Raw genomic sequence first — 22,267 nt, 5'->3', positions numbered from 1 at the left:
ACATGAGCCCGACGGATGGATTAAAACTATTCATCAGTGATTCGGTAAGTTACATATACAATCTAGACTCAGCGTACGGGCAAAAAATCACGTACAATAAAACCGTTTTTAGGATTAGGAAATTATCAATGCCACCATTTGTCTTGGTCGATGGCTCATACTTTTTATTTCGTGCCTACCATGCACTGCCACCATTAACCACTTCAACCGGTTTGCATACCAATGCAATCCGAGGTGCCATTTCTGCCATCCAAAAATTAATGCGTCGTATTCAACCGACGCATATGGCCGTTATTTTCGACACACCTGAACCAACCTTCCGTCATGAATTATCCCCGATTTATAAGGGTGACCGTCCAAGTATGCCTGAAGAATTATCACAACAAATTCCATATCTTCATGCATTAATTCGTGCTCTTGGAATTCCGCTGCATATGTTGCCGGGCGCTGAAGCCGATGACATTATCGGAACTTTGGCCAAACGCGCTGAAGCAGCCGGCCATCAAGTTTTGATCTCCACCGGTGACAAAGACATGGCGCAGCTCGTTACTGAGCGTGTCACTTTAGAAGACAGCTTCAAAGACAAACCGATGGACGTTCAAGGCGTTTTTGAAAAATTTGGGGTGTGGCCGAATCAAATCATTGACTACCTCACGCTGATGGGCGATGCCTCTGACGGCATCCGTGGTGTACCCGGTGTTGGCGCAAAAACAGCAGCGAAACTTTTAACCGAGTACGGCTCGATTGGCGGCATTTTAGAAAATGTCGACAGCATTAAAGGTAAAGTCGGTCAAAACATTAAAGACAATGTTGAAGGAATTGCTCTTGACCATCAACTGGCGAGCATCGTTTGTGACCTCGACATGGGCCTTAAATACGAAGATTTGAAACTTGCCGACCCAAATATTCCAGCACTGCGTGATTTATATACGGAACTAGAATTCCGTAACCAACTGCAGTCTTTAGATCATCCGAACAACCCCAATGGCGCAACCTACAAACAAGCAGCCAAAGCCATCAACACCACGGCGACTGTAGCCAATGCACCTGAAGTTGAAGATCAAGCGAACAAAACCAGTGTTGATGACTTACTTGGTGAAGCACGTTATCACACGGTATTGACTCAAGAAGATTGGGATGTGTTATTTAAACGTCTAAGTACTGAAAAGCGTTTTGCCTTTGATACTGAAACCACCAGCCTCGACTACCGCGTGGCGCAGATTGTAGGTTTCTCGGTGGCTTTAGATGCACATGATGCCTATTACGTGCCGCTTGCGCATGATTATGAAGGTGCGCCGAAACAACTTGATCGCGACACGATCCTGAATCAACTCAAACCTTTACTTGAAGATTATGACGTACAAAAAATTGGTCATCATCTCAAATATGATGCACATGTCTTAGAAAATCATGGCATTCATTTGGCAGGTTGGTATTTCGATACCATGTTGGCCTCTTATGTCCTTAACTCTGTGGCTACACGTCATGGGATGGATGACGTCGCACGTTTGTATTTAAGTCATCTCACTACGACGTTCGAACAAGTGGCGGGCAAAGGTGCAAAACAAAAGACCTTTAACCAAATTGAGCTTGAAACGGCAGCCCATTATGCCGCAGAAGATGCCCATGTGACCTATCGTCTGTATGAAGTACTCGATAAAAAGTTACAAGCCCATCCGGAACTGATCAATATTTTGCACAATATTGAAATGCCTGTTGCCCGTGTTCTAACCTCTATGGAAGAAAACGGCATTGAGCTAGATATGGACTTCCTCGACCAACTCGGTGTGGAATTTGCCAATACCATTCAAAATTTAGAAACAGAAATTACCGATCTTGCGGGTCAAAGCTTCAATGTCAGCTCACCAAAACAAGTCGGCGAGATTCTGTTTGATAAATTAGGTTTAAAAGGCGGTAAGAAAACTTCTACAGGTCAGTACAGTACCAGTGAAAGTGTGTTAGAAAAAATCGATCATCCGATTACTGATTTAATTTTGGAATATCGTGGTCTCTCTAAACTGAAAAGCACCTATACCGATGGTCTGTTAAAGCAAGTGAATAATGACACACATCGTGTGCATACCAGTTACCACCAAGCTTTAACGGCTACAGGTCGTTTGTCATCTACCGATCCAAACTTACAAAACATTCCTGTCCGTGAAGATATTGGACGTCAAATCCGTAAAGCCTTTATTGCACCTGAAGGTCGCATTTTATTGGCAGCCGATTACTCGCAAATCGAATTACGTTTAATGGCGCATTTCTCGCAAGATCATGCCTTGGTCGATGCCTTCAATCATGGGCAAGACGTACATAAACGTACTGCGGCAGAAGTTTTGGGCATTCCACTCGATGAAGTGACCAGCAACCAACGTCGTCAAGCCAAAGCGGTGAACTTCGGTCTGCTCTATGGTATGTCAGAATTCGGTTTGACCCGTCAACTGGGTTTCACTCGAGAAGAGTCGCGTAACTATATTGGTAAATACTTCCAACGCTACCCTGGTGTTTTGGAATATATGGAACGTACTCGCCAAGTCGCACGTGAACAAGGTTTTGTGGAAACCATTTTAGGTCGTCGTCTGTATACACCGGACATTATGGCGAGCAACAAAATGGTGAAACAAGGCGCTGAACGTGCAGCGATCAATGCACCACTACAAGGTTCTGCAGCGGATATTATTAAATTGGCCATGATCGCCGTCGATAAAATCTTACCGAAAGATCAAGCCAAAATGTTACTGCAAGTACACGATGAATTGGTGTTTGAAGTTGATGCTGCAATTGCCGATGAACTCTCTGCCCAACTGGCTGAAGTCATGCAGTCTGTGTTGAAAATTTCCGTTCCACTGATTGTGGAAGTCGGTCAAGGTAATAACTGGGACGAAGCACACTAATTCATTCACGTTCATTCACGCCTTTCTCCCTCTAGGAGGAAGGTTGGATGGAGGTGAGATATTGCTACTAAATAAGAAATTTCTTGTTTTAGACCTCAATTTAAATCCACAAAAAAGGACGCCTCGGCGTCCTTTTTTATTCAACTCGTCTTAGCTCAGATTAAAGACCAGTCAATAATGCAATTGCGACTTGCTTCATAATGGTTTCCGCAACCAACAATGCCAAAATCGCAAAAATTGGCGACAAGTCAATCATCCCCATATTTGGAAGAATACGACGGAATGGCGCAAGTAGCGGTTCTGCCAATTCTTGAACCACTTCAATATAAGGCGAACGTGACTGACTAAACATCACGACCCAACTCAAAATAATCGATGCAAAAATTAAGTAACGACAGAAACGGATTAAATCCTGAATCATGGTCACAAAGGTCATAATGATCAGATGGAATGGACTATTCACCGCCACGCCTGACAAATACATCAAACCAAACATTTTTAACAAATACAGAATCACCACCAACACCAATGCTGCGGTATTCACTCGACCTTTGGCCAAAGTTGGGAAAATTCGGCTAAAGATGTCGACAATTTTTGTTGCTTTTGCTGTTGCCAAAACCACAGGGTTATATGGACTCACGGCAGCAAGCTGCATTAAAAAACGGAAAAATACGAGCAAAATTGCAACGTTAATAATGATTCCAAAAATTTGAGCAGAGCCCATACTTGAACTTTCCTAAATCAAATCGAATTATTTGGTGCTTTCGCTTAACTCTTGTGCCAACTCTTGGCTACGCTTTTGCGCTGCGGCTAAAGCAGCCTGAATATTTTGTGAAATCTGAGCACGATCAAATACTTCAATCGCGGCTTGTGTTGTACCGTTTGGAGAAGTGACATTTTTACGTAACTCCGCAGGACTGTTGGCACTGGTAATCGCCATTTGTGCGGCACCTAATGCAGTTTGCAAGGTTAATGCTGTAGCCACTTTTTCATCCAAGCCCATGTTTTTACCTGCACGGATCATACTTTCCATCATATAGAAAAAGTATGCAGGGCCTGAGCCAGAAACAGCTGTTACTGCGTCAATCTGCGCTTCTGAGTTTACCCAAAGTGTTAAACCCGTTGAAGCCAAAACTTGACTTGCAAGATCACGATCTTCAGCTGAAACCGCTTCACCTGCATACAAACCATGCGCACCGGTTTGAACTAAAGCCGGTGTATTTGGCATGACACGAACAATACGCTCTGTGCCTAATAATTTTGAAATCGTTGTAATTTCTGCACCTGCAACAATTGAAATCACCAACTTCCCTTCTAGCAAACCTTGTAATGGTGCCAAAACTTTTGCCAACACCTGAGGTTTAACTGCAAAAAGAACAATGTCAGCATCTCGAATTGCTGCAACATTATCATCCGTCACATGCAAATCTTTTTCTGCCAAAAGCTCACGTACTTTTTCTACGGGATCTGAAACTGTAATACGTGTAGTCGGGACACCACGTGCAATCAGGCCACCAATTAAAGCCTGTGCCATGTTGCCGCCACCAATGAAACTGATATTACAATTTAGAATTGCGCTCATGATTGAAGATCCGATATTGCAGATTTAGCGTTAAGAGATAATGTTGGTTGCCAGCCAGCTTGAGTACAAAATTCAGACTGCGCCAACCAAAAGCCCTGAGGCGTAAAGACGCCTAGCATAACATTATCTCGGCTTAATATTTGAATAGTATGACGCTGCCATGGAAAAATTTGCGCCTGCTGAATGGCTTTTTTCAACGGCCAACTTCCGACTCGTCCATATAAATGAATTTTTTCACCGCCAAGGCGTGGGCGAATCTGCAGTTGCTGCCCCAATAATTCTGGTGATAAGCCAACCTCTGAGGGTTGAATCACAAAATGTCCTGCAGGCAACTTGAGGGACTGACCTGCAACACAAGTTACAACCTCAACCTCTTGAATGGGTTCAGTTGGCAGATATTCCGCTTTGGCAATCCGATGAAGTTGCTGTTGAAAGCGCAAATAATAAAACCCATTCCAGTGTAATGCCGCTTGCGAGTCTTCGCGTGAGCCAATCACTTCTGAAAATAAACGCTGTACCATTTCAAAACTTGGACGATATTGCCCCTCACCTTTCATCCAGTGCGATAACAACTGACGCTGACGTGCCTGACTGAGCTGTTGTAAAGCCGCCAAAGATAACGCTTGCGATGAACCACAGGCCGCTAAATCTTGTTGCAACACCTCAAGTAAAATTTCATCAGCATCTTGCATCAAGCAACTGGTTCTACTCAAGGCTTGCTGCATTTTAGGAAAACGCTCACTGAGTAGTGGCCACAAAATTTCACGACTCCACGCACGGTCATAGTCGGTATCAAAATTGGTGAGGTCTTGAATATTTTGCACATGCAGCTTTGCTGCCCATTGGCAAATTTGCTCACGTGAAAGATTTAATAGCGGACGCCATAATGTAAAATCTTCACGTACATCGAATTTTTTCATCGCAGCAAGGCCATGGACACCCGCACCTGAAAGTAGTCGCAACATCAGTGTCTCGGCTTGATCTTGCTGATGATGCGCGAGTACCAATATTTCATCTGCTTGTAAATGTTGGGCAAAGGCTTGATAGCGGGCTGAGCGGGCTTGGTTTTCAAGATTACCTTGCGCAACCTGGACTTTCTGTATGATGAAAGGAAGATTCAGCGCTGCACACTGAGCACGTACAAACTCGCCCCAAGCATGGCTACACGCTTGTAGTTGGTGATCAATATAAATCACCCGTATTTTTTCAGGGCACAAAAACGACATAAGATGCAGCAGCAACATGGAATCCATGCCACCACTACATCCTATTAAAAATCGGCTTTGTTCAGGCAGCGCCTGAATTTGACTTAAGCAGTCAGCCCTAAATTGTCGCTGCCAAACTTCATTAAACGCTGATAACGCGCTTCGCATCGTTCGTTTGCATCCATTGGTTGCAGTTCTTCTAAAGCTTGCTTCAAGACCACTTTCAAATCCTGCATGACTTTTTCAGGGTTTAAATGTGCGCCTTCCGCTTCGTCCACCACGTATTCCACAATGCCCATCTTCTGCAATTTATCTGCCGTCAATGCCAATGCTTCACTTGCTTGTTCTGCTTTCTCTGCAGTTTTCCACAAAATAGATGCACAGCCTTCAGGTGAAATCACTGAATAAATACTGTGAGATAGCATAATCACACGGTCAGCCACGCCAATACCGAGCGCACCACCCGAACCACCTTCACCCAATACCGTTGCCACTACAGGCACTTTGAGTGAAGAAAGCTGAGCTAAGCTGGTTGCAATCGCTTCGGCCTGACCACGTTCTTCTGCACCCACACCTGGGTACGCACCCATGGTATCAATAAAGGTAAAGACTGGCAGATTAAAACGCTCGGCCATATCCAATAAACGCTGTGCTTTACGGTAACCTTCGGGGTTACTCATACCAAAATTATGTTGTAATTTTTCACGTGTACTACGACCACGGTGCTGACCTACAATCATCACAGGCTGACCATCTAAACGAGCCAAACCACCAATCATCGCGCCGTCATCACCAAATAGGCGGTCACCATGCAAAGCATCGAACTCTGTAAAAATTTCGCCAACATAATCCAAAAACTGCGGACGTTCAGGATGACGTGCGATCTGAACCGTAGTCCAGGCTTTAGATTGAGCTGCTTTATTTTTCATAGGTCGATCATTATCCCTAACTTAACTGGTCTGTTAATTGATAAATTGTTCCGACTGGATATTCAGTTCAATATCCCAATGCTTAAATTGCACCTGCTCATCATGCAAGTCTGCAACCAACAAAGGCCACTGTTTGGCATCACCAGAAACACTAAGTTGCCATTGTTGCGCATTGTCCACGCTTAATTCAATGGCAGGAAGCATCTCATCGCTGCGACTATGATTTAATAAAACTGCTAAACGAAGCAATAGACATAAGTAAACAAGTTTGTTACCACCGACTTTCATCACATCGACACGTGCATCACTGCGTAACTTACGACGATGATGCGCCACTAAATGCGACAAATGATTTTGATCAATTTGCGAGAAACCCGGAATATCCGAATGTTGCAGTAAATAAGCACCATGACGATGGTATCCACTATGACTGATCGCTAAGCCAATTTCATGCAAATACGCGGCACGACGCAGTAAATCACTGTCATCACTGGTCAAATTCAGTGCGGTCGCCACACCATTAAACAGTTGTTGAGCGGTATTTACCACACGTTCAGCTTGTTTCATATCTGCGTTGTAGCGCCCCATCAACGCATGTACAGAACGGTCACGAACATCTTCATGTTGGAAACGTCCCAATAGGTCGTACATCACGCCTTCACGTAACGCGCCATCAGAATAAACCAATTTATCGATATTCAGCACATCAAAGACTGCATACAAAATGGCAATGCCGGCTGGCAAAACTGCTCGACGGTCTTCTTTTAGACCATCAAATTCCATTTCATTGACATGCTTATATTTAAGCAATTTATCTTTGAGTTTAAATAAACCGTCACGTGTCAGTTCTTCCTGATCGTTGCTCCAGCCCATATTGACACAAATCTGACGACACGCTTTGATCGTGCCACTTGAACCGACAACAGTATCCCAGCCCGCAGCTTTATAAGTGTTGGCAATGCCTGCGATTTCCTTGCGAGCAGCATTTACCGCTTTATCAAAACTTTTCAGGTTAATTTCACCATCAGCAAAAAACGCTTTGGTAAAAGCGACACAGCCCATTTGCACAGATTCTGTATGAATAGGTTCAAACTCTTCACCAATAATCAACTCTGTTGAACCCCCACCGATATCAATCACAAGGCGGCGACCACTATTTGCCATGGTATGTGAAACTCCCAAATAAATGAGACGGGCTTCTTCACGACCAGCAATGATTTCAATGGGTTTCGGTAAAATTTCAGCGGCTTTTTGAATAAATTCATGACCATTTTTTGCTTGGCGCAAGGCATTGGTCGCCACAATACGTAAACGGTTGGCTTGGACAGGATTTAAACGCCCTACAAAACGTGCTAGGCAGGCTAATCCTCGTTGCTGTGCGGCTTCGGTCAAATTTTTATTTTCGTCTAGACCTGCGGCAAGCTGTACTTTTTCTGACATTGATGCAACTTTTTTCACTTCACCATGGTCTACACGTGCGATAGCCAAGTGGAAGCTGTTCGATCCCATATCGATAGCAGCAAGTAATTCTTCATCAATCAAAAAATCAGACATTATTCAAAAAAACCTGTTCAGAATTGTGCTTAGATTAATTCACATACATGCAATTTAAAAGCCATTTATGAGTAGTTCGGGCGGAACTTATCGATTTTTTATCTGAAGCAATGATAGTCATACACGATCATCGGCATCGTGATCATCCATTAGACAAACTGACCATTCAGGTCGAAAATTTACATAACCCCCTACATTGTTATAGTTGGCTATGTAATACTTATAAACATAGAGTCAACTTAAAAATTAATTCCGGAGCAAAATCCATGTCTGGCAATATCGTAAATACAACTGATGAAAACTTCCAAGCCGATGTACTAGAGTCTGATACTCCTGTACTTGTAGATTTTTGGGCAGGTTGGTGTGCTCCTTGTAAAGCCATTGCACCTGTACTTGAAGTACTTTCAACTGAGTTTGAAGGCAAAGTTAAAATCGTTAAAGTAGACGTAACTTCTTGCGAACAAACAGCTGTAAACTACAACATCCGTAACATTCCTGCATTATTAATGTTTAAAAATGGCGAAGTTGTAGCAACCCAAGTCGGCGCAGCACCAAAATCTAAATTGACAGCTTTCATCGAAGAAAACATCTAATATTTTTCCGATAAAAACACTCGAAAATACGCTGTTTTACACAGCGTATTTTTTTGGTTGATAAATTGACAAATGCTGTGTTCTCTCTTATATTGTTTACTCAAGAAATTAAGGATCTCAAATCCTGTCATTTTCTTACAACACAACACATAAAATGCCGCTCGGCAACAGAATTGTTTTTCACATCTCTCTTCATATAACGAATCAGATCTCTGAATTGTTTTGTGCAAACCAATTGCTATCGTTTCTTGCATGATCGCGGCACATTTGTTGCTCCCTTTTCCAACCTGTACCTCAGAATTTTAGATTCTATCTGACCACCTATGAACTTAACCGAACTCAAGAAAAAACCGATTGGCGAACTCATCAAGATTGCCGAGTTTATGGGCCTCGAAGGAATGGCTCGTAACCGTAAGCAAGATATTATTTTTGCCATCTTAAAGCGCCACGCAATGAACGGCGAAGAGATTTTTGGTGATGGCGTTCTAGAAATTCTGTCGGACGGCTTTGGTTTCTTACGCTCTGCAGCGGGTTCTTACCTAGCCGGCCCTGACGATATCTATGTGAGCCCATCACAAATCCGTCGCTTCAACCTTCGTACTGGTGACACTATTACAGGTACGATTCGTCCACCTAAAGAAGGCGAACGTTACTTTGCATTATTAAAAGTTAATCAAATTAACTACGACACACCCGAAAACTCACGTAATAAGATTCTTTTCGAAAACTTAACACCTTTATTTCCAACCGAACAATTGGTAATGGAATTAGGTAATGGTACAACAGAAGACTTAACTGCGCGTGTGGTTGACTTGGTTGCTCCGATTGGTAAAGGTCAACGTTCAATTATCGTTGCACCGCCAAAAGCCGGTAAAACCATGTTGTTACAAAACATCGCACAGTCGATTGTTCGTAACAATCCTGAATGTTTCTTGATTGTCCTTCTGATTGACGAACGTCCTGAAGAAGTAACAGAAATGGAACGTACTGTTCGTGGTGAAGTAGTTGCTTCAACATTCGATGAATCACCAGCTCGTCACGTACAAGTTGCAGAGATGGTGATTGAAAAAGCTAAACGTCTTGTAGAACACAAAAAAGATGTAGTGATTTTACTTGACTCAATTACTCGTTTAGCACGTGCTTACAACACTGTAATCCCTTCATCTGGTAAAGTTCTTACTGGTGGTGTGGATGCCCATGCTTTAGAACGTCCAAAACGTTTCTTCGGTGCAGCACGTAATATCGAAGAAGGTGGTTCACTGACAATTATCTCAACTGCGTTGATTGAAACTGGCAGTAAGATGGATGAAGTGATCTACGAAGAATTCAAAGGTACAGGTAACCAAGAAATTACCCTAGACCGTCGTATTGCTGAAAAACGCGTGTTCCCTGCGATGAACATCAAAAAATCAGGTACACGTCGTGAAGAGCGTTTGATGTCTGAAGATAACCTACGTAAAGTTTGGATTTTACGTAAATTGCTTCATACACAAGACGAACTTGCAGCGATGGAATTCTTGCTTGATCGTATGAAAGAAACCAAAACCAATGATGATTTCTTCGATCAAATGAAACGTAAAGCATCCAACTAAGTTGAATGTTTGACTGAAAAGGCCATCTATAACGATGGCCTTTTTATTTGGTTGACTTTAGTTACACAAAGAAACATTTGATGGATTTCCATGTAAACTTATTTTCAAGCTTCTGATTATAAAAAATATATTTTAAAAAACCCTATTCTTTTTAGTAGTTTATTTGCTATTTCGCCAATATAAAACTTTCTCTTAATTGTTATTTTCTGTTAAAAAATGGTCGTTTTTCACCTATTTTTCACGGTTTTTTCAAAGTCGCTAGTAGCATTTCAAAATACTCAGTGATAGCATACACGCAGACCAGTTAGACTGCTCTATGCATTTTTAATACCTATTCAAATTAGGCATAATAAAAGCACACAACAGACTAACGCAGGTTATTTTTTAATCTCATATTTTAGAGAGTGATGCCATGTTATTCAAAAAAATCGCTATTGCTGCTGCAGTTGCTACTACTTTAGCTTTCGTTGGTTGTGCTAAAAAAACTGAAGAAGCTGCTCCTGCTGCTGCATCTGAAGCTGCTGCTTCTGAAGTAGTTGCTGCGTCTGACGCTGCTGCTGTTGAAGCTGCTGCTTCTGAAGCTACTGCTGCTGCTTCTGAAGCTACTGCTGCTGCATCTGAAGCTACTGCTGCTGCTTCTGAAGCTCAATAATCTAACCGATTATTCAGCACAAAAAGAGAGCCCTTTGGCTCTCTTTTTTATTGCCTGAAACTTTAAACCCTAGTTAATAAAAAATAGCTAATATTCAAAATACTAAACCCATGCTTATTGAAAAATAAAAACTGAAGATTTAGCTCAAAGAAAGCCACAATCAATCTTTACGACAACTCAACTCAACTCAACTCAACTCAACTCAACTCAACTCAACTCAACTCAACTCAACTCAAGTATATCGTCTCATTTTAAAACGAATATTCTTCAACATGACTTGTGCGATAGATGATGAACACTGCGCCTACTAAATCAAAGGCAAAAAAAAAGCAGATCAATCGATCTGCTCATTTCCAACACGTTGACGGAATTTTTGTCCCGCACGGAAGGTCACTACACGACGGGCAGAAATCGGAATTTCTTCACCCGTTTTCGGGTTACGGCCTGGGCGTTGACGTTTATCACGCAACTCGAAGTTACCGAAACCAGAGAGTTTAACTTGTTCCCCAGAGATTAGCGCTTGGCTAATCTCATCGAAGAATAACTCGACCATTTGTTTTGCTTCACGACGGTTTAAACTCGTGAGCTCACTTAAATGATCAGCCATTTCTGCTTTTGTTAATGCTGTCATGAAGCCCTCAATGTCGCCTGGTAAGTGTTTTCCAACACCTGAAGTATGTTATCCATACCGGTTTTGATTTCAGCATCTTCTAATGTACGTGTTGGATGTTGCCATTGAATTGCAAATGCCAATGAGCGCTTGCCTTCTTCGACACCTTGACCAGTGTACACATCGAACAACCAAACTGCGTCTAAAAGTTCACCGCCTGTTTTTTCGATAAGTTGCTGAATTTCACTAACATTAATCTTATCACTAATTAAAAGCGCAATATCACGTCGAACCGACGGAAAACGTGATAATTCTGTAAAATTAGATACATAAGTTTGCAAAACAGCCAATTGATCCAATTCAGCTACCCAAGTAGTCGCCAAATCCAACTCATCTTCTAAAGATGGGTGTAAACGACCGAAGTAACCAATTGATTGACCATTGACTAAGATTTCAGCAGATTGGCCTGGATGCAACCACGTACGTTCTGAACGTACATATTCAACATTTAAACGTGCAGAATTTAAAATCTCTTCTACATCGCCTTTAAAGTCAAAGAAATCCATAGGCTGTGCTTTACCATGCCAAGATTCAGTCGTACGCGAACCTGTTGCAACTAGTGCAAAGGTTGGGATCTGTTTGAGATCATGAATGCTGTTCGCACCTTGATAATCAAAACGTAGACCAAGCTCATAGAAACGCACACGGTTTTGCTGACGGTTCACGTTGTATTGCACACATGGGATCAAACTTGATAATAAGGTTGAACGCATCACTGCAAGGTCGCTAGAAATCGGGTTTGCAAGCGCTAGTGGTTGAACCTGTGGATTCAATTGTTTCTCTAGTTTCGCATCTGCAAAGCTAAAGCTAATCGCTTCTTGATAACCCAAAGCCACTGCAGTTTGACGTAACTGAACCAATTCAAATTGGTCTTGGTATTTCGCTAGTTTGACATCAATCACCGGCAAGCTGATTTGAATATTGTCGTAACCGTGAATACGTGCAACTTCTTCGATGAGGTCTTGATAAATTGCCATGTCAAAACGGTGTGATGGTGGTACAACTGTCCACTCACCTTCTGCTTTCACAGTGACATTACAACCCAAACGCGTTAAAGCATCGGTAATAAATGCAGATTCAACTTTATAACCGAGCAGTTGATCGACTTGCGCTTGGTTCAGTTCAATGGCTTCACGTTTTGGTAATAACTCTACTTTTTCAGCAACAGTAATTGGACCAAACTCACCACCAGCTAAATCAGCAATAAGCTGTGAAGCACGGTGCATTGCCGTCATCGGCAATTCAAAGTCTACGCCACGTTCATAACGCTGAGATGCATCGGTATGCAAACCAAAACTACGCGCACGACCTGCGATATAGAGTTGATCAAAGAACGCCGACTCAAGGAAAATTTCAATGGTGTCATCAGAAACCGCTGAACTTAGGCCACCCATGATTCCTGCAATCGCCAAAGCTTTTTGATCATCCGCAATCACCATCACGTTTTCAGATAATTCAACTTCTTGTTCATTCAACAACGTTAATTTTTCTGCTGCTGTTGCTTGGCGTACACGAACAGAACCTTCAACTTTACCGCCATCGAATGCATGTAGAGGTTGACCCAGCTCCATTAAAACGTAGTTGGTAATATCGACCAAAATACTGTGCTGACGGATGCCCGCACGAGCCAATGCACGCTCCATCCACTCAGGAGTTGGTGCTTTGGTATTGACGTTTTTGATTACACGGCCTAAGTAACGTGGGCAACCATCAGTTTCAACAACAACGTTCTTCTCATCAGTAATTGTTGCAGCAACTTCTTTAATTTCAGGGGCAGTTACAGGAAGTTGATTGATCACACCAATTTCACGTGCAATACCACGAATACTGAAGCAGTCACCACGGTTTGGCGTGATGCTGATATCAATCACATTGTCATCAAGATCTAAATATTCACGCACATTTACACCAACAGGTGCATCGGCAGGAAGCTCTAATAGACCGTCGATTTTATCTTCAAGATCAATTTCAGACGCACCGCACAGCATGCCTTGTGATTCAACACCACGAAGCTTGCCTTTTTTAATTTTGAAATCGCCCGGAAGTACTGCACCAATGGTTGCTACAGGAGCTTTCATGCCTACACGTACGTTTGGAGCACCACAAACGATTTGTAACGGCTCGCCTGAACCGATGTTTACAGTAGTGACACGTAAACGGTCAGCATCGGGATGTTGAACCACTGTTAAAACTTCACCGACTACTACACCAGTAAATGGTTTTGCAGCAGGAGATAAATCATCAACTTCTAAACCTAACATGGTCAGTTGGTCAGAAAGTGTATCGCTATCAATGGCTGGGTTAACCCATGTACGCAACCAATTTTCGCTAATTTTCATTGTATAAAAACCTATTAATTCTAAATTTCTAATCCCCTCTAGCGCCCCTTTAAAGAAAGAGGACGAACCCTAAGTCATGATGGACACCCCCTCTCCTTTTAGGAGAGGTTAGGGAGAGGTATAAAACTGTTTAAGCAAATTGGCGTAAGAAACGCACATCATTTTGGTAGAACATACGCAGGTCATTAATGCCATAACGCAACATTGCAAAACGTTCTACACCTAAACCAAAGGCAAAGCCTTTGTATTTTTCTGGGTCAATGCCAGCGGCTTGTAAAACGTTTGGATGCACCATACCGCAGCCTAAAACTTCCAACCATTTACCACGTTCATCCATGATATCCACTTCCGCACTTGGCTCTGTAAATGGGAAATAAGATGGACGGAAACGTACTTTCAAATCTTTTTCAAAGAATTCATTTAACAAGTTCACCAACAAACCTTTAAGTTCTGCAAAGCTGGTGTTTTCAGCCACATACAGACCTTCGATTTGATGGAACATTGGAGAATGCGTTTGGTCCGAGTCACAGCGATAAACACGACCAGGACACACAATACGGATTGGTGGCTGGCTAGTTTCCATGGTACGAATTTGCACGCCTGAGGTATGCGTACGAAGTAAATGATTCGCATCAAAATAGAAAGTGTCGTGCATCGCACGTGCAGGGTGATGCCCCGGAATGTTCAATGCTTCAAAGTTGTGATAATCATCTTCAACTTCTGGACCGGTCGCAACAGTAAAGCCAGCTTTGGTAAAGAATTGGCAAATACGTTCTTGAACTTGAGTCACAGGGTGAATACTACCCACCGTTTGACCACGGCCGGGTAAAGTAATATCAATCGTTTCGCTAGCAAGCTTTTGTTCTAATGCAGCTTTTTGTAATTCAGCTTGACGAGCAGTCAGTGCGCCAGTAATCGATTCACGAACGGCATGAATTTGAGCACCAAAAACTTTACGTTCTTCTGGGTCCATTTTACCGAGCGACTTCGATTGTTCCGCGAGCTGGCTTTTCTTCCCTGTAAATTGCACTCGCACTTGGTCGAGTGTAGCAAGGTCCTCTGCTGCTGCAATCGCAGCGAGCGCTTCAGTGGTCAGGGCTTCCAGTGACATAGTAACTCTCAAAGCAACAATTTAAAAAAATAATATAAACCCCTTATTCTAACAGTTTTTAGCCGTTATGATGAAGCGCATTCACAAGTTAAAATTGCATTAGCATCAAGTTTTAAAAAAAGTATAAGATAAACACAATATCAATGGGATCCAATCTTTATGGCACTCGATCCAATCTGGAAACAACAGCTCACACTCGTCACTTATGGCAATGAATTTCTCAACCAAGGTTTGAGTTTTCAACGTTGGTTGAATCACCACATTTTTGATCAGCACAGTTTCCATTTTCGTGATTTGCTATCACAGCATTTATTGGCTCAACATTTCCAAATTTGGCTAGAAGGCTTAAAAAAACACGGGGTACAACGCTTAAGCTTACATAGCTCTAGCTTGCTAAATGATGAACAAAATCCGAATGCTAACGTTGAACTTCTTCCCTTTGCCCATTTTATTGTGAGCCACGAACAAAATAAAAAGCAGGCATGGATTTTTGGTAAAGAACTTGCCGAGTGGTATAACGCAGAAAATGACTATGAAGCACCTGTATCCCAACAACTACAAATACGTCGCGAAACTTTTTGGCGCTATGAGCTGAACCATAAACTCATTAAACGCATTGAAGCGGATATGCAGTTACCAAAATGGGATGATATTCATAACTTCACTGAAGCAGAATTATTTTTACAAAAACCTGCGGAAGGTTTTATTGAGCCGGAGGTGTTAGGCACACCTTATTATGGTACGCAGCCCGATCTAAGCAGCGAATCAAATGAATCCGCAAAACTCGCACTCTTGCCAACGGATGCACAAGCAGATTTCGCACATGACAGCTTACATCGCTTAGATGCATTAAACCGCCATATACAGTCTAAAATTCAGCATCCCTATCATGCAGATGGCAGCATCTATACACCTGAAGAACAGTTAAATTTACGCCATTTTGCTCAAAAAACTGAAGATTTAACGGCTAAATTTATTGTAAAAGTCGCCAATCACTATAAAACTGCACGTTTAACTCCTGTGGTCGAAAGCTCTCCTCTGGATGGATTTAAAACTGAGCAAAGAAAATCAAATCCTCAGCATGCACACACGCCAAATCCAACCCATAAACCCGGTGCAGGTGGAGTGATTACCTTAATTATTATTACGGTAGTGATTTGCTTATTGGCTTATTACTTCGGACTTTAACTGTATAAATGTGATCAACACTAAAAAGCCCTTCTCATGGAAGGGCTTTTTTATGAACATGCTTATGTATGAAAGACCTCAAAATTATGAGGTCGTTAAATAATTAAACGGACGAATTTCTAATCGAACGCGATGCTGATCGGCATGTTGATTAATATAATGACTGACAGAGACTACTTCCCCCTCAAGCTCTGCGTCTGCACCATACATGATTTTGACTGCCTCACCTTTGCGGGGAATCATTTCGAGCTCTACAGTAATGCTACCTTGACCCATACCAACTATTTCAGCCAACATTTTATTTTCCTTTTGTTCTTTTCTATCCATACATTAGGCATGTCGCAAAGCGCGGTATAAAGATTATTTCTGTAACTTAACTGCACTTTTTATTGATAAAACATCAAAACTTAAACATCAAAAACATAAGAGTCCAATTGTTCTAAAAATGCATCAACTGCATTTGCAGACTTTAAACGAATCCATTGAATATGTTGATATTCAGGTGCATTCATCATCTGTAGATATTTTTCACGATTCTTTTTATGGGTCTTAATCATCCACCAGACAATGGAATCTCGACCAAACATCCGCCATAAACTTTCCTGATTATTTGAATCTAGCCAAAGATCTTGTTTGGACTTAGCCCGAGAAAATGCGCGCTTTACAGAGCGGTATAAATTGACTGGAAACGGAAGGTCTAACCATATCACCGTATCTATTTCCGACCATTTCACCGGAATCGCCCGAGTATAGTTGCCATCAATAACATAACCATTTTTTGCTTTGGCAATTTCAGCTTCGATACGTGCAAAAAAGATTTCGTCAGGACACTCCTGCCAATCATCCAGCCAAAATAGGTTATCCAGTTCAATATAATGTAACCTTAATTTTTCCGCCAAAGCTCTGGAAAAGGTTGATTTTCCAGTGGCTGATGTACCGACTACGTTTATTCTTTTCATTGTCATGATGATCTACTTGAGTCTGGTGAATCTACTCCAAGATAACAGCATTGGATCTGTAGGTTAACTTTTATTCTTTACGATAATCCAAAAGATCTGCATCGATATTGATAAAATCAGGCTTTGGGGTTTGTTCAAATTGAACGGCTAATATATCTGACTGATTAGAAATGCAGGCTTTCGCGACTCGATGCATCCCATCCATCACTCGACCACTGGCACATAAAATAATGGGATAACTTAAGTCTGCATCATTTACCAATTGCAGATGTTCAATAATTTGCTGTGTGGTCGGTACAGATTTTGGAAACCAATATGCTTCATTTAACTCTTGAATGTCATTTACAGGGATTTGCTGAATCTTAAAATTTTGACTGAGTTTTACTAAACGATGTACATCCCAAATATACGTATCATCACCTACTTGGCGGAAGTGATACTGTTTGCGCACCAGGCCGTTACCTTTTGAATCAAATTCAAGCTAAGATAACTTACAATTGAAAAATAAAAAAATGATTCATTATGCTAGATCATTACGAGCAATTTATTCTTGGTTTGCAATATAACGCTCAACGCTTTTTTAACCAGAAAATTTACTATGACGAGATTTTGCACCCATGGTGCGGCCAAGCTTGCGACATTTTCTTAATTCGCGATTTTAAAACCAATGCATTACTACATGACTCAGTTGATCATTTGATTATGTATATGGCTGAAAAGCGGATTAGAACATGCTCACTTTATCCATTTGATCTTCTTTTTGAGCATGCAAAACTTAATCAACATCCTCATTTTGACTTTGTAAAAACCAACTACCCTCTTGCTGTTTTCCACAACAATTTAAATCAAGCCTTTGCACTGGTTCAAATCCAATCTGAAACGAAAATTTTAGATATCAGCCCTATTGGTGATCCTCGGGAGTTTTGGGGTGCAAGTTCCACACAATTTCATGACGCATTCGGACTGTTTACATTAATTGAGCTCAATCAACAACAGCGGAACGATTGCTTTTGCTTTGATAAAAAATCGAGTTGGAGCAGTTTAGTAAATAGCATTCAACTGGATTTATTTGAACATCCGTTTTCTACCCACATTCAGCCTCAATTTAAACTAATCCATAATTTGTATTATTATGGCCTTCTGGATGACTCACTCCCTCTTTTGGAGAATCCTCAAGCTTCACCTCAAGTTGGATTAAGTCTGCTTGAAATGCTCAATTCAATCGAAGCTGCTATCCAAAATTTAAAACATGTAAAAAACGAAAGCTCACCGATCCATTTATTTACAACCGAAGAATATGCACAACTATTGGATTATGAGTACAAACTGTCAGAACACCATGTAGATGTCACGTGCTATACAGCCAATCATTTCAACCGCGAAAATTTAGTCAATGATGAAGAGAAAGCTTTACTCAAACAACTACAGAAAAAATACCCCAAAGTTAATTATTTCAACGCAACATCCGATCAAGCTCTTTCCGCCACCAACACTTCAACAGATAAAGAGCCTGAAAAACCATGGGTTGCATTTTTTTCTTTAGTTTTAATTTTTGCCATGCTATTCGCTTTACTTTATGGCTTTTATTTACTTTTTAAACAATTTGAGTTTATAAAATTTGCCGCAATCACAATTGGCATCATTGTGTTTTTAGCCATATGGTCGAAAAAATAAGATGTCTAATCAAATTCGTCCATAAAAAAAGACCGCTAAAAGCGGTCCCTTTTTAAGTCATAAAGACTTATGCAGCTAATGCATCTTTAGCTTTAGAAGCTAAAGCAGCAAACGCAACTGCGTCATGCATAGCGATGTCAGCAAGTACGCGACGGTCGATAATCACTTGAGCTTTTTTCAAGCCAGCGATCATACGGCTGTACGACAAACCATTTTGACGAGCACCGGCATTGATACGCGCAATCCATAGAGCACGGAATTGACGTTTCTTTTGACGACGGTCACGGTAAGCATATTGACCTGCTTTGATTACTGCTTGGAACGCTACGCGATATACGCGTGAACGAGCGCCGTAGTAACCTTTAGCACGAGCAAGAATTTTTTTATGACGGCGATGAGCCTGTACACCACGTTTAACACGAGCCATTTATAATCTCCTTAGATGTATGGGCACATACGGCGAACTGAAGCAACGTCACTTACGTGAACCATTACACAGCCGCGTAATTGACGGATACGCTTAGCAGATTTTTTGGTCAAAATGTGTCGTTTGAACGCTTGGTGACGTTTAAAACCGTTTGCAGTTGGCTTGAAGCGTTTAGCTGCACCACGGCGAGTTTTCATCTTAGGCATAAGAACCTCTTTTGAACACCTGTTCGGCACGTCTGCACCATTGCAAAGACGCCCTGCAGGTAAGGGAGCGAGTATTCTAAAGCATCTTTGCTCAAAACAAAAGCGAATCTTTCTACCGAATATCGAACTTAATTAATTTTCTGATATAGATTTTCCGATGATTTTATAAGCGATGCCCAATAAGGCTTATATAATGTCGGCACGCCAACTATTAATGTCCATTATGAAACCTGCACAGGATGCTTTTGCAGCCCTACGTTATCGGGATTTCTCGATTGTTACGCTTAATCAATTTTGTCTGACCTTAGCCATTTTGATTCAAGAAATTATTGTTGCTTACTCACTGTATCAAATCACTAAAGACCCGCTAACACTGGGCTTAATTGGTTTAGCCGAAGCAATTCCTTTTATTGCTCTCTCTTTGTGGGGAGGATACTTTGCAGATCGTTTCAATAAACAGACCATTATGAAAATTTGTCTGTTTTTTTCTGTACCGATGCCACTGATTCTTTGGGGGTTATTTCACCAATACGGTCTCGGCCAAATTGATGTCACCCAACTGTCTTGGGGTATTTATGCGGTCATTTTTGGGCTTGGAACGATCCGTGGTTTCTATAATCCCTCGGCAACGTCGCTTAAACCTTTTTTAATCCCGCGGGAGCTCTATGCCAATGGTGCAACATGGACAACGATTGGTTGGCAAAGTGGGGTGATTATTGGGCCAATGCTTGGCGGTTTTATGTTGGCATTTTTAGGCCGTGAAACCAGTTTGCTCAGTGTTGCAGCACTACTAACGGTCTGCTTCGTCCTCATTAATCTGCTCAGTAAACGCAGTTTCCCTAAAATTGAATCTGACAATTTAAAAGATAGTTTAAGTGAAGGCTTCCGCTTTATTTGGAAAACTAAAATTGTGTTGTGGGCAATTTCACTCGATTTGGTTTCTGTCCTATTTGGTGGTGTGATTGCCCTGCTGCCTATTTTCGCTGAAGATATTTTAAAAGTCGGGCCTGAAGGTTTAGGCTATTTACGTGCAGCGCCGTCGATTGGCGCCCTGATCACCATGATTGCATTGACCAAATTCCCTCCAACTCATCATGCATGGCGTAATATGTTATTGGCTGTAGCAGGTTTTGGTGTATTTACCATTATATTCGCATTTTCAAGCCATCTTTGGTTATCACTCTTTGCACTAGCAATGACCGGGGCATGTGACAGCGTGTCAGTGGTGGTTCGTCAGACCATTTTACAGCTCTACCCGCCGGAAAATATGCGGGGTCGTGTTGCTGCGGTGAATGGCATGTTTGTCTCCAGTAGTAATGAACTTGGTGCATTTGAATCTGGATTGGCTGCAAAATATATGGGCACGATCATGGCGACACTGTTTGGTGGCTGTATGACCATGGCTGTAGTTGCGATCAGTTGGGCAAAAACACATGATTTATTTAAAGTAGATATCACCCAAAGTAATGAAAATTTAAAAAAATAAATTTACCGATCATATTAAGGGCAAATATTCATTTTGCCCTTTTTTTATGGATGATTTACACTCTATTTTTCTCCTTTATTTTAATAATTTAAGATTTATTTTATGAAAATTAAAACATTGATTTTACTGAGCAGTATTTTATGTGGCTATTCCTATGCTGATACTAACCTAAACACCATGCCCAAAGAAGTTAAATTAAAATCTAGTGATGTTAGTTGGCTTAGAACACCAAGAATTGACTTTAATGCAAATGATCTAAAAGGTAAGTCTCGTGAATTTCTTGTACGTTTATATGTAAATGAGACTGGTAAAGTGACTCAAGTCGAAACTCTCAAAAGTACAGGCTTAGATTCTTTGGATCGAAAAATCAGCGTATCCTTAAGATATGCAAGATTTAAGCCTTATATAGAGCATGGTCAAGCCACTTCATTTGTTGCTGACCTACCTATTAAACTAGAAACTATTGAAGAAAATACTGATTCCCCAAGTCGTATTTCACCTCAATGCAAAATAGAACTTCATTCAAATGTTTATGAAGCTCAAGACAAAGGCGCAAAAACCGCATTTAAATATCAACGAACTTTGCAATCTATCTATTTAGATCGAAGTCTGTTCACTAAAACTAGTCCGTCTATCTCCATAACATTCACAATGAAAAAAAATACAGCAACCACTCCAGACATTACACTGATAGAAAGTTCTGGTAATCAATATATCGATGAACAAATCAAACAAATCATTTCCCATACAGCAGTTCAATCTAAAAAATCATGGTTTCCATTTTTTAAAATGACAGCTACAGATCAAATTCGTCTCGATAGCAGTGATTGTGAAAATAATTAAATCATTAAAATTAGCCTATAAAATGTAGCTTGATAAAAATATATCTACCTGCATTTGCTAGAGTGACCATGAATAAAAGTCGCCATTTTTTTCATTTACTATGCCTGCTATAAACCTCATGGGATCGCGAATCATGAGCATCCAGCTCATCGGCAAAGACCAATCTTCCTATGTGGTGGCTGTATGACAATGGCTGTAGTAGCAATCAGTTGGGCGAAAACACGTGATTTATTTGGCGTGGACATTACTCACCAGTCGAAAAAATAAGAGAATATTTTTCATTTACACCTTGCCAGTATTTTCAATACAGGAAATACTGCGCAGCAATATCGACTCAATATCACTCTACGACGTGATGCAAGA

Annotated in this window: 21 protein-coding genes; 8 read left to right on the top strand and 13 right to left on the bottom strand. The window is 41.2% G+C overall.

Features of this window, described 5'->3' with window-relative positions; genetic code table 11:
* Nucleotides 1–128 precede the first annotated feature (128 nt).
* Nucleotides 129–2,894 carry a DNA polymerase I gene (gene polA, locus FTT98_RS11545; protein ID WP_180040891.1) on the top strand — a complete coding sequence of 922 codons (2,766 nt, stop codon included), beginning with the start codon at nt 129–131 and terminating at the stop codon, nt 2,892–2,894.
* A 160-nt stretch (nt 2,895–3,054) separates the two neighbouring features.
* Here the strand turns inward: polA and FTT98_RS11540 are convergent, their stop codons facing one another.
* Genes FTT98_RS11540 through ppx form a run of 5 tightly spaced genes read right to left on the bottom strand, consistent with a single transcriptional unit; the run spans nt 3,055 to nt 8,164 of the window.
* Entirely contained in the window at nt 3,055–3,618 is a 564-nt protein-coding gene (locus FTT98_RS11540; RefSeq protein WP_078189567.1) for a YggT family protein, read from the bottom strand.
* Between the two features lie 27 nt (nt 3,619–3,645).
* A complete protein-coding gene (gene proC, locus FTT98_RS11535) occupies nt 3,646–4,476 on the bottom strand; it encodes a pyrroline-5-carboxylate reductase (RefSeq protein WP_180040893.1) in 831 nt (276 codons plus the stop codon).
* Nucleotides 4,473–5,849, bottom strand: a complete 1,377-nt coding sequence (tilS, locus tag FTT98_RS11530) for a tRNA lysidine(34) synthetase TilS (RefSeq protein ID WP_180040895.1) — start codon at nt 5,847–5,849, stop codon at nt 4,473–4,475. The genes proC and tilS overlap by 4 nt, the downstream gene beginning before the upstream one ends.
* Nucleotides 5,786–6,610, bottom strand: coding sequence for an acetyl-CoA carboxylase carboxyltransferase subunit alpha (locus FTT98_RS11525; RefSeq protein ID WP_078189570.1), 825 nt, complete (start codon nt 6,608–6,610; stop codon nt 5,786–5,788). Before FTT98_RS11525 ends, tilS begins: the two co-directional genes overlap by 64 nt.
* Before the next feature lie 33 nt (nt 6,611–6,643).
* Nucleotides 6,644–8,164: an exopolyphosphatase gene (ppx, locus tag FTT98_RS11520; protein ID WP_168378483.1), complete on the bottom strand. Its 1,521-nt coding sequence runs from the start codon at nt 8,162–8,164 to the stop codon at nt 6,644–6,646.
* Between the two features lie 266 nt (nt 8,165–8,430).
* On the opposite strand from ppx, the gene trxA reads away from it, so the two are divergent.
* The 3 genes from trxA to FTT98_RS11505 all read left to right on the top strand — a co-directional run bounded on the left by trxA (nt 8,431) and on the right by FTT98_RS11505 (nt 11,001).
* The gene (gene trxA / locus FTT98_RS11515) at nt 8,431–8,757 is read left to right on the top strand and encodes a thioredoxin (RefSeq protein ID WP_078192629.1); all 327 of its coding nucleotides are present in this window, start codon (nt 8,431–8,433) and stop codon (nt 8,755–8,757) included.
* A 323-nt stretch (nt 8,758–9,080) separates the two neighbouring features.
* Nucleotides 9,081–10,349 carry a transcription termination factor Rho gene (gene rho, locus FTT98_RS11510; RefSeq protein WP_067731074.1) on the top strand — a complete coding sequence of 423 codons (1,269 nt, stop codon included), beginning with the start codon at nt 9,081–9,083 and terminating at the stop codon, nt 10,347–10,349.
* A gap of 412 nt (nt 10,350–10,761) precedes the next feature.
* The gene (locus tag FTT98_RS11505; RefSeq protein ID WP_168378482.1) at nt 10,762–11,001 is read left to right on the top strand and encodes a hypothetical protein; all 240 of its coding nucleotides are present in this window, start codon (nt 10,762–10,764) and stop codon (nt 10,999–11,001) included.
* A 334-nt stretch (nt 11,002–11,335) separates the two neighbouring features.
* Here the strand turns inward: FTT98_RS11505 and FTT98_RS11500 are convergent, their stop codons facing one another.
* The 3 genes from FTT98_RS11500 to pheS form a co-directional block, all read right to left on the bottom strand.
* Nucleotides 11,336–11,632 carry an integration host factor subunit alpha gene (locus FTT98_RS11500; protein ID WP_004649746.1) on the bottom strand — a complete coding sequence of 99 codons (297 nt, stop codon included), beginning with the start codon at nt 11,630–11,632 and terminating at the stop codon, nt 11,336–11,338.
* A complete protein-coding gene (gene pheT, locus FTT98_RS11495; RefSeq protein WP_180040897.1) occupies nt 11,629–14,010 on the bottom strand; it encodes a phenylalanine--tRNA ligase subunit beta in 2,382 nt (793 codons plus the stop codon). Before pheT ends, FTT98_RS11500 begins: the two co-directional genes overlap by 4 nt.
* Nucleotides 14,011–14,140: 130 nt before the next feature.
* Nucleotides 14,141–15,121, bottom strand: a complete 981-nt coding sequence (gene pheS, locus FTT98_RS11490; RefSeq protein ID WP_078189575.1) for a phenylalanine--tRNA ligase subunit alpha — start codon at nt 15,119–15,121, stop codon at nt 14,141–14,143.
* 159 nt (nt 15,122–15,280) lie between these two features.
* On the opposite strand from pheS, the gene FTT98_RS11485 reads away from it, so the two are divergent.
* The gene (locus tag FTT98_RS11485; RefSeq protein ID WP_180040899.1) at nt 15,281–16,309 is read left to right on the top strand and encodes a hypothetical protein; all 1,029 of its coding nucleotides are present in this window, start codon (nt 15,281–15,283) and stop codon (nt 16,307–16,309) included.
* 84 nt (nt 16,310–16,393) lie between these two features.
* On the opposite strand, the gene FTT98_RS11480 is transcribed toward FTT98_RS11485, so the two are convergent.
* From FTT98_RS11480 to FTT98_RS11470, 3 genes are all read right to left on the bottom strand, one after another.
* Nucleotides 16,394–16,606, bottom strand: coding sequence for a hypothetical protein (locus tag FTT98_RS11480; RefSeq protein ID WP_111884721.1), 213 nt, complete (start codon nt 16,604–16,606; stop codon nt 16,394–16,396).
* 110 nt (nt 16,607–16,716) lie between these two features.
* Entirely contained in the window at nt 16,717–17,268 is a 552-nt protein-coding gene (locus FTT98_RS11475) for an adenylate kinase (protein ID WP_180177388.1), read from the bottom strand.
* A 70-nt stretch (nt 17,269–17,338) separates the two neighbouring features.
* The gene (locus FTT98_RS11470; protein ID WP_180020967.1) at nt 17,339–17,719 is read right to left on the bottom strand and encodes a hypothetical protein; all 381 of its coding nucleotides are present in this window, start codon (nt 17,717–17,719) and stop codon (nt 17,339–17,341) included.
* Between the two features lie 251 nt (nt 17,720–17,970).
* Between FTT98_RS11470 and FTT98_RS11465 the strand changes: the two genes are divergently transcribed.
* Nucleotides 17,971–18,942 carry a hypothetical protein gene (locus FTT98_RS11465; protein WP_180040901.1) on the top strand — a complete coding sequence of 324 codons (972 nt, stop codon included), beginning with the start codon at nt 17,971–17,973 and terminating at the stop codon, nt 18,940–18,942.
* Nucleotides 18,943–19,009: 67 nt separating this feature from the next.
* Here the strand turns inward: FTT98_RS11465 and rplT are convergent, their stop codons facing one another.
* Complete coding sequence (gene rplT, locus FTT98_RS11460; protein WP_004647525.1) at nt 19,010–19,369, bottom strand: 50S ribosomal protein L20; 360 nt, start codon at nt 19,367–19,369, stop codon at nt 19,010–19,012.
* Nucleotides 19,370–19,380: 11 nt separating this feature from the next.
* Nucleotides 19,381–19,575, bottom strand: a complete 195-nt coding sequence (gene rpmI / locus FTT98_RS11455) for a 50S ribosomal protein L35 (RefSeq protein WP_065994397.1) — start codon at nt 19,573–19,575, stop codon at nt 19,381–19,383.
* A 223-nt stretch (nt 19,576–19,798) separates the two neighbouring features.
* Here rpmI and FTT98_RS11450 point away from each other — a divergent pair, with 223 nt between their 5' ends.
* Both FTT98_RS11450 and FTT98_RS11445 read left to right on the top strand, forming a co-directional pair.
* Nucleotides 19,799–21,061, top strand: a complete 1,263-nt coding sequence (locus tag FTT98_RS11450; protein ID WP_180040928.1) for an MFS transporter — start codon at nt 19,799–19,801, stop codon at nt 21,059–21,061.
* 102 nt (nt 21,062–21,163) lie between these two features.
* Nucleotides 21,164–21,904 carry an energy transducer TonB gene (locus FTT98_RS11445; protein ID WP_180040902.1) on the top strand — a complete coding sequence of 247 codons (741 nt, stop codon included), beginning with the start codon at nt 21,164–21,166 and terminating at the stop codon, nt 21,902–21,904.
* The last annotated feature ends 363 nt before the right edge of the window (nt 21,905–22,267 follow it).

Source organism: Acinetobacter sp. YH12039 (assembly GCF_013420015.1).
Classification (GTDB): domain Bacteria; phylum Pseudomonadota; class Gammaproteobacteria; order Pseudomonadales; family Moraxellaceae; genus Acinetobacter; species Acinetobacter amyesii.
This window is presented reverse-complemented; position numbering and strand designations above follow the sequence as displayed.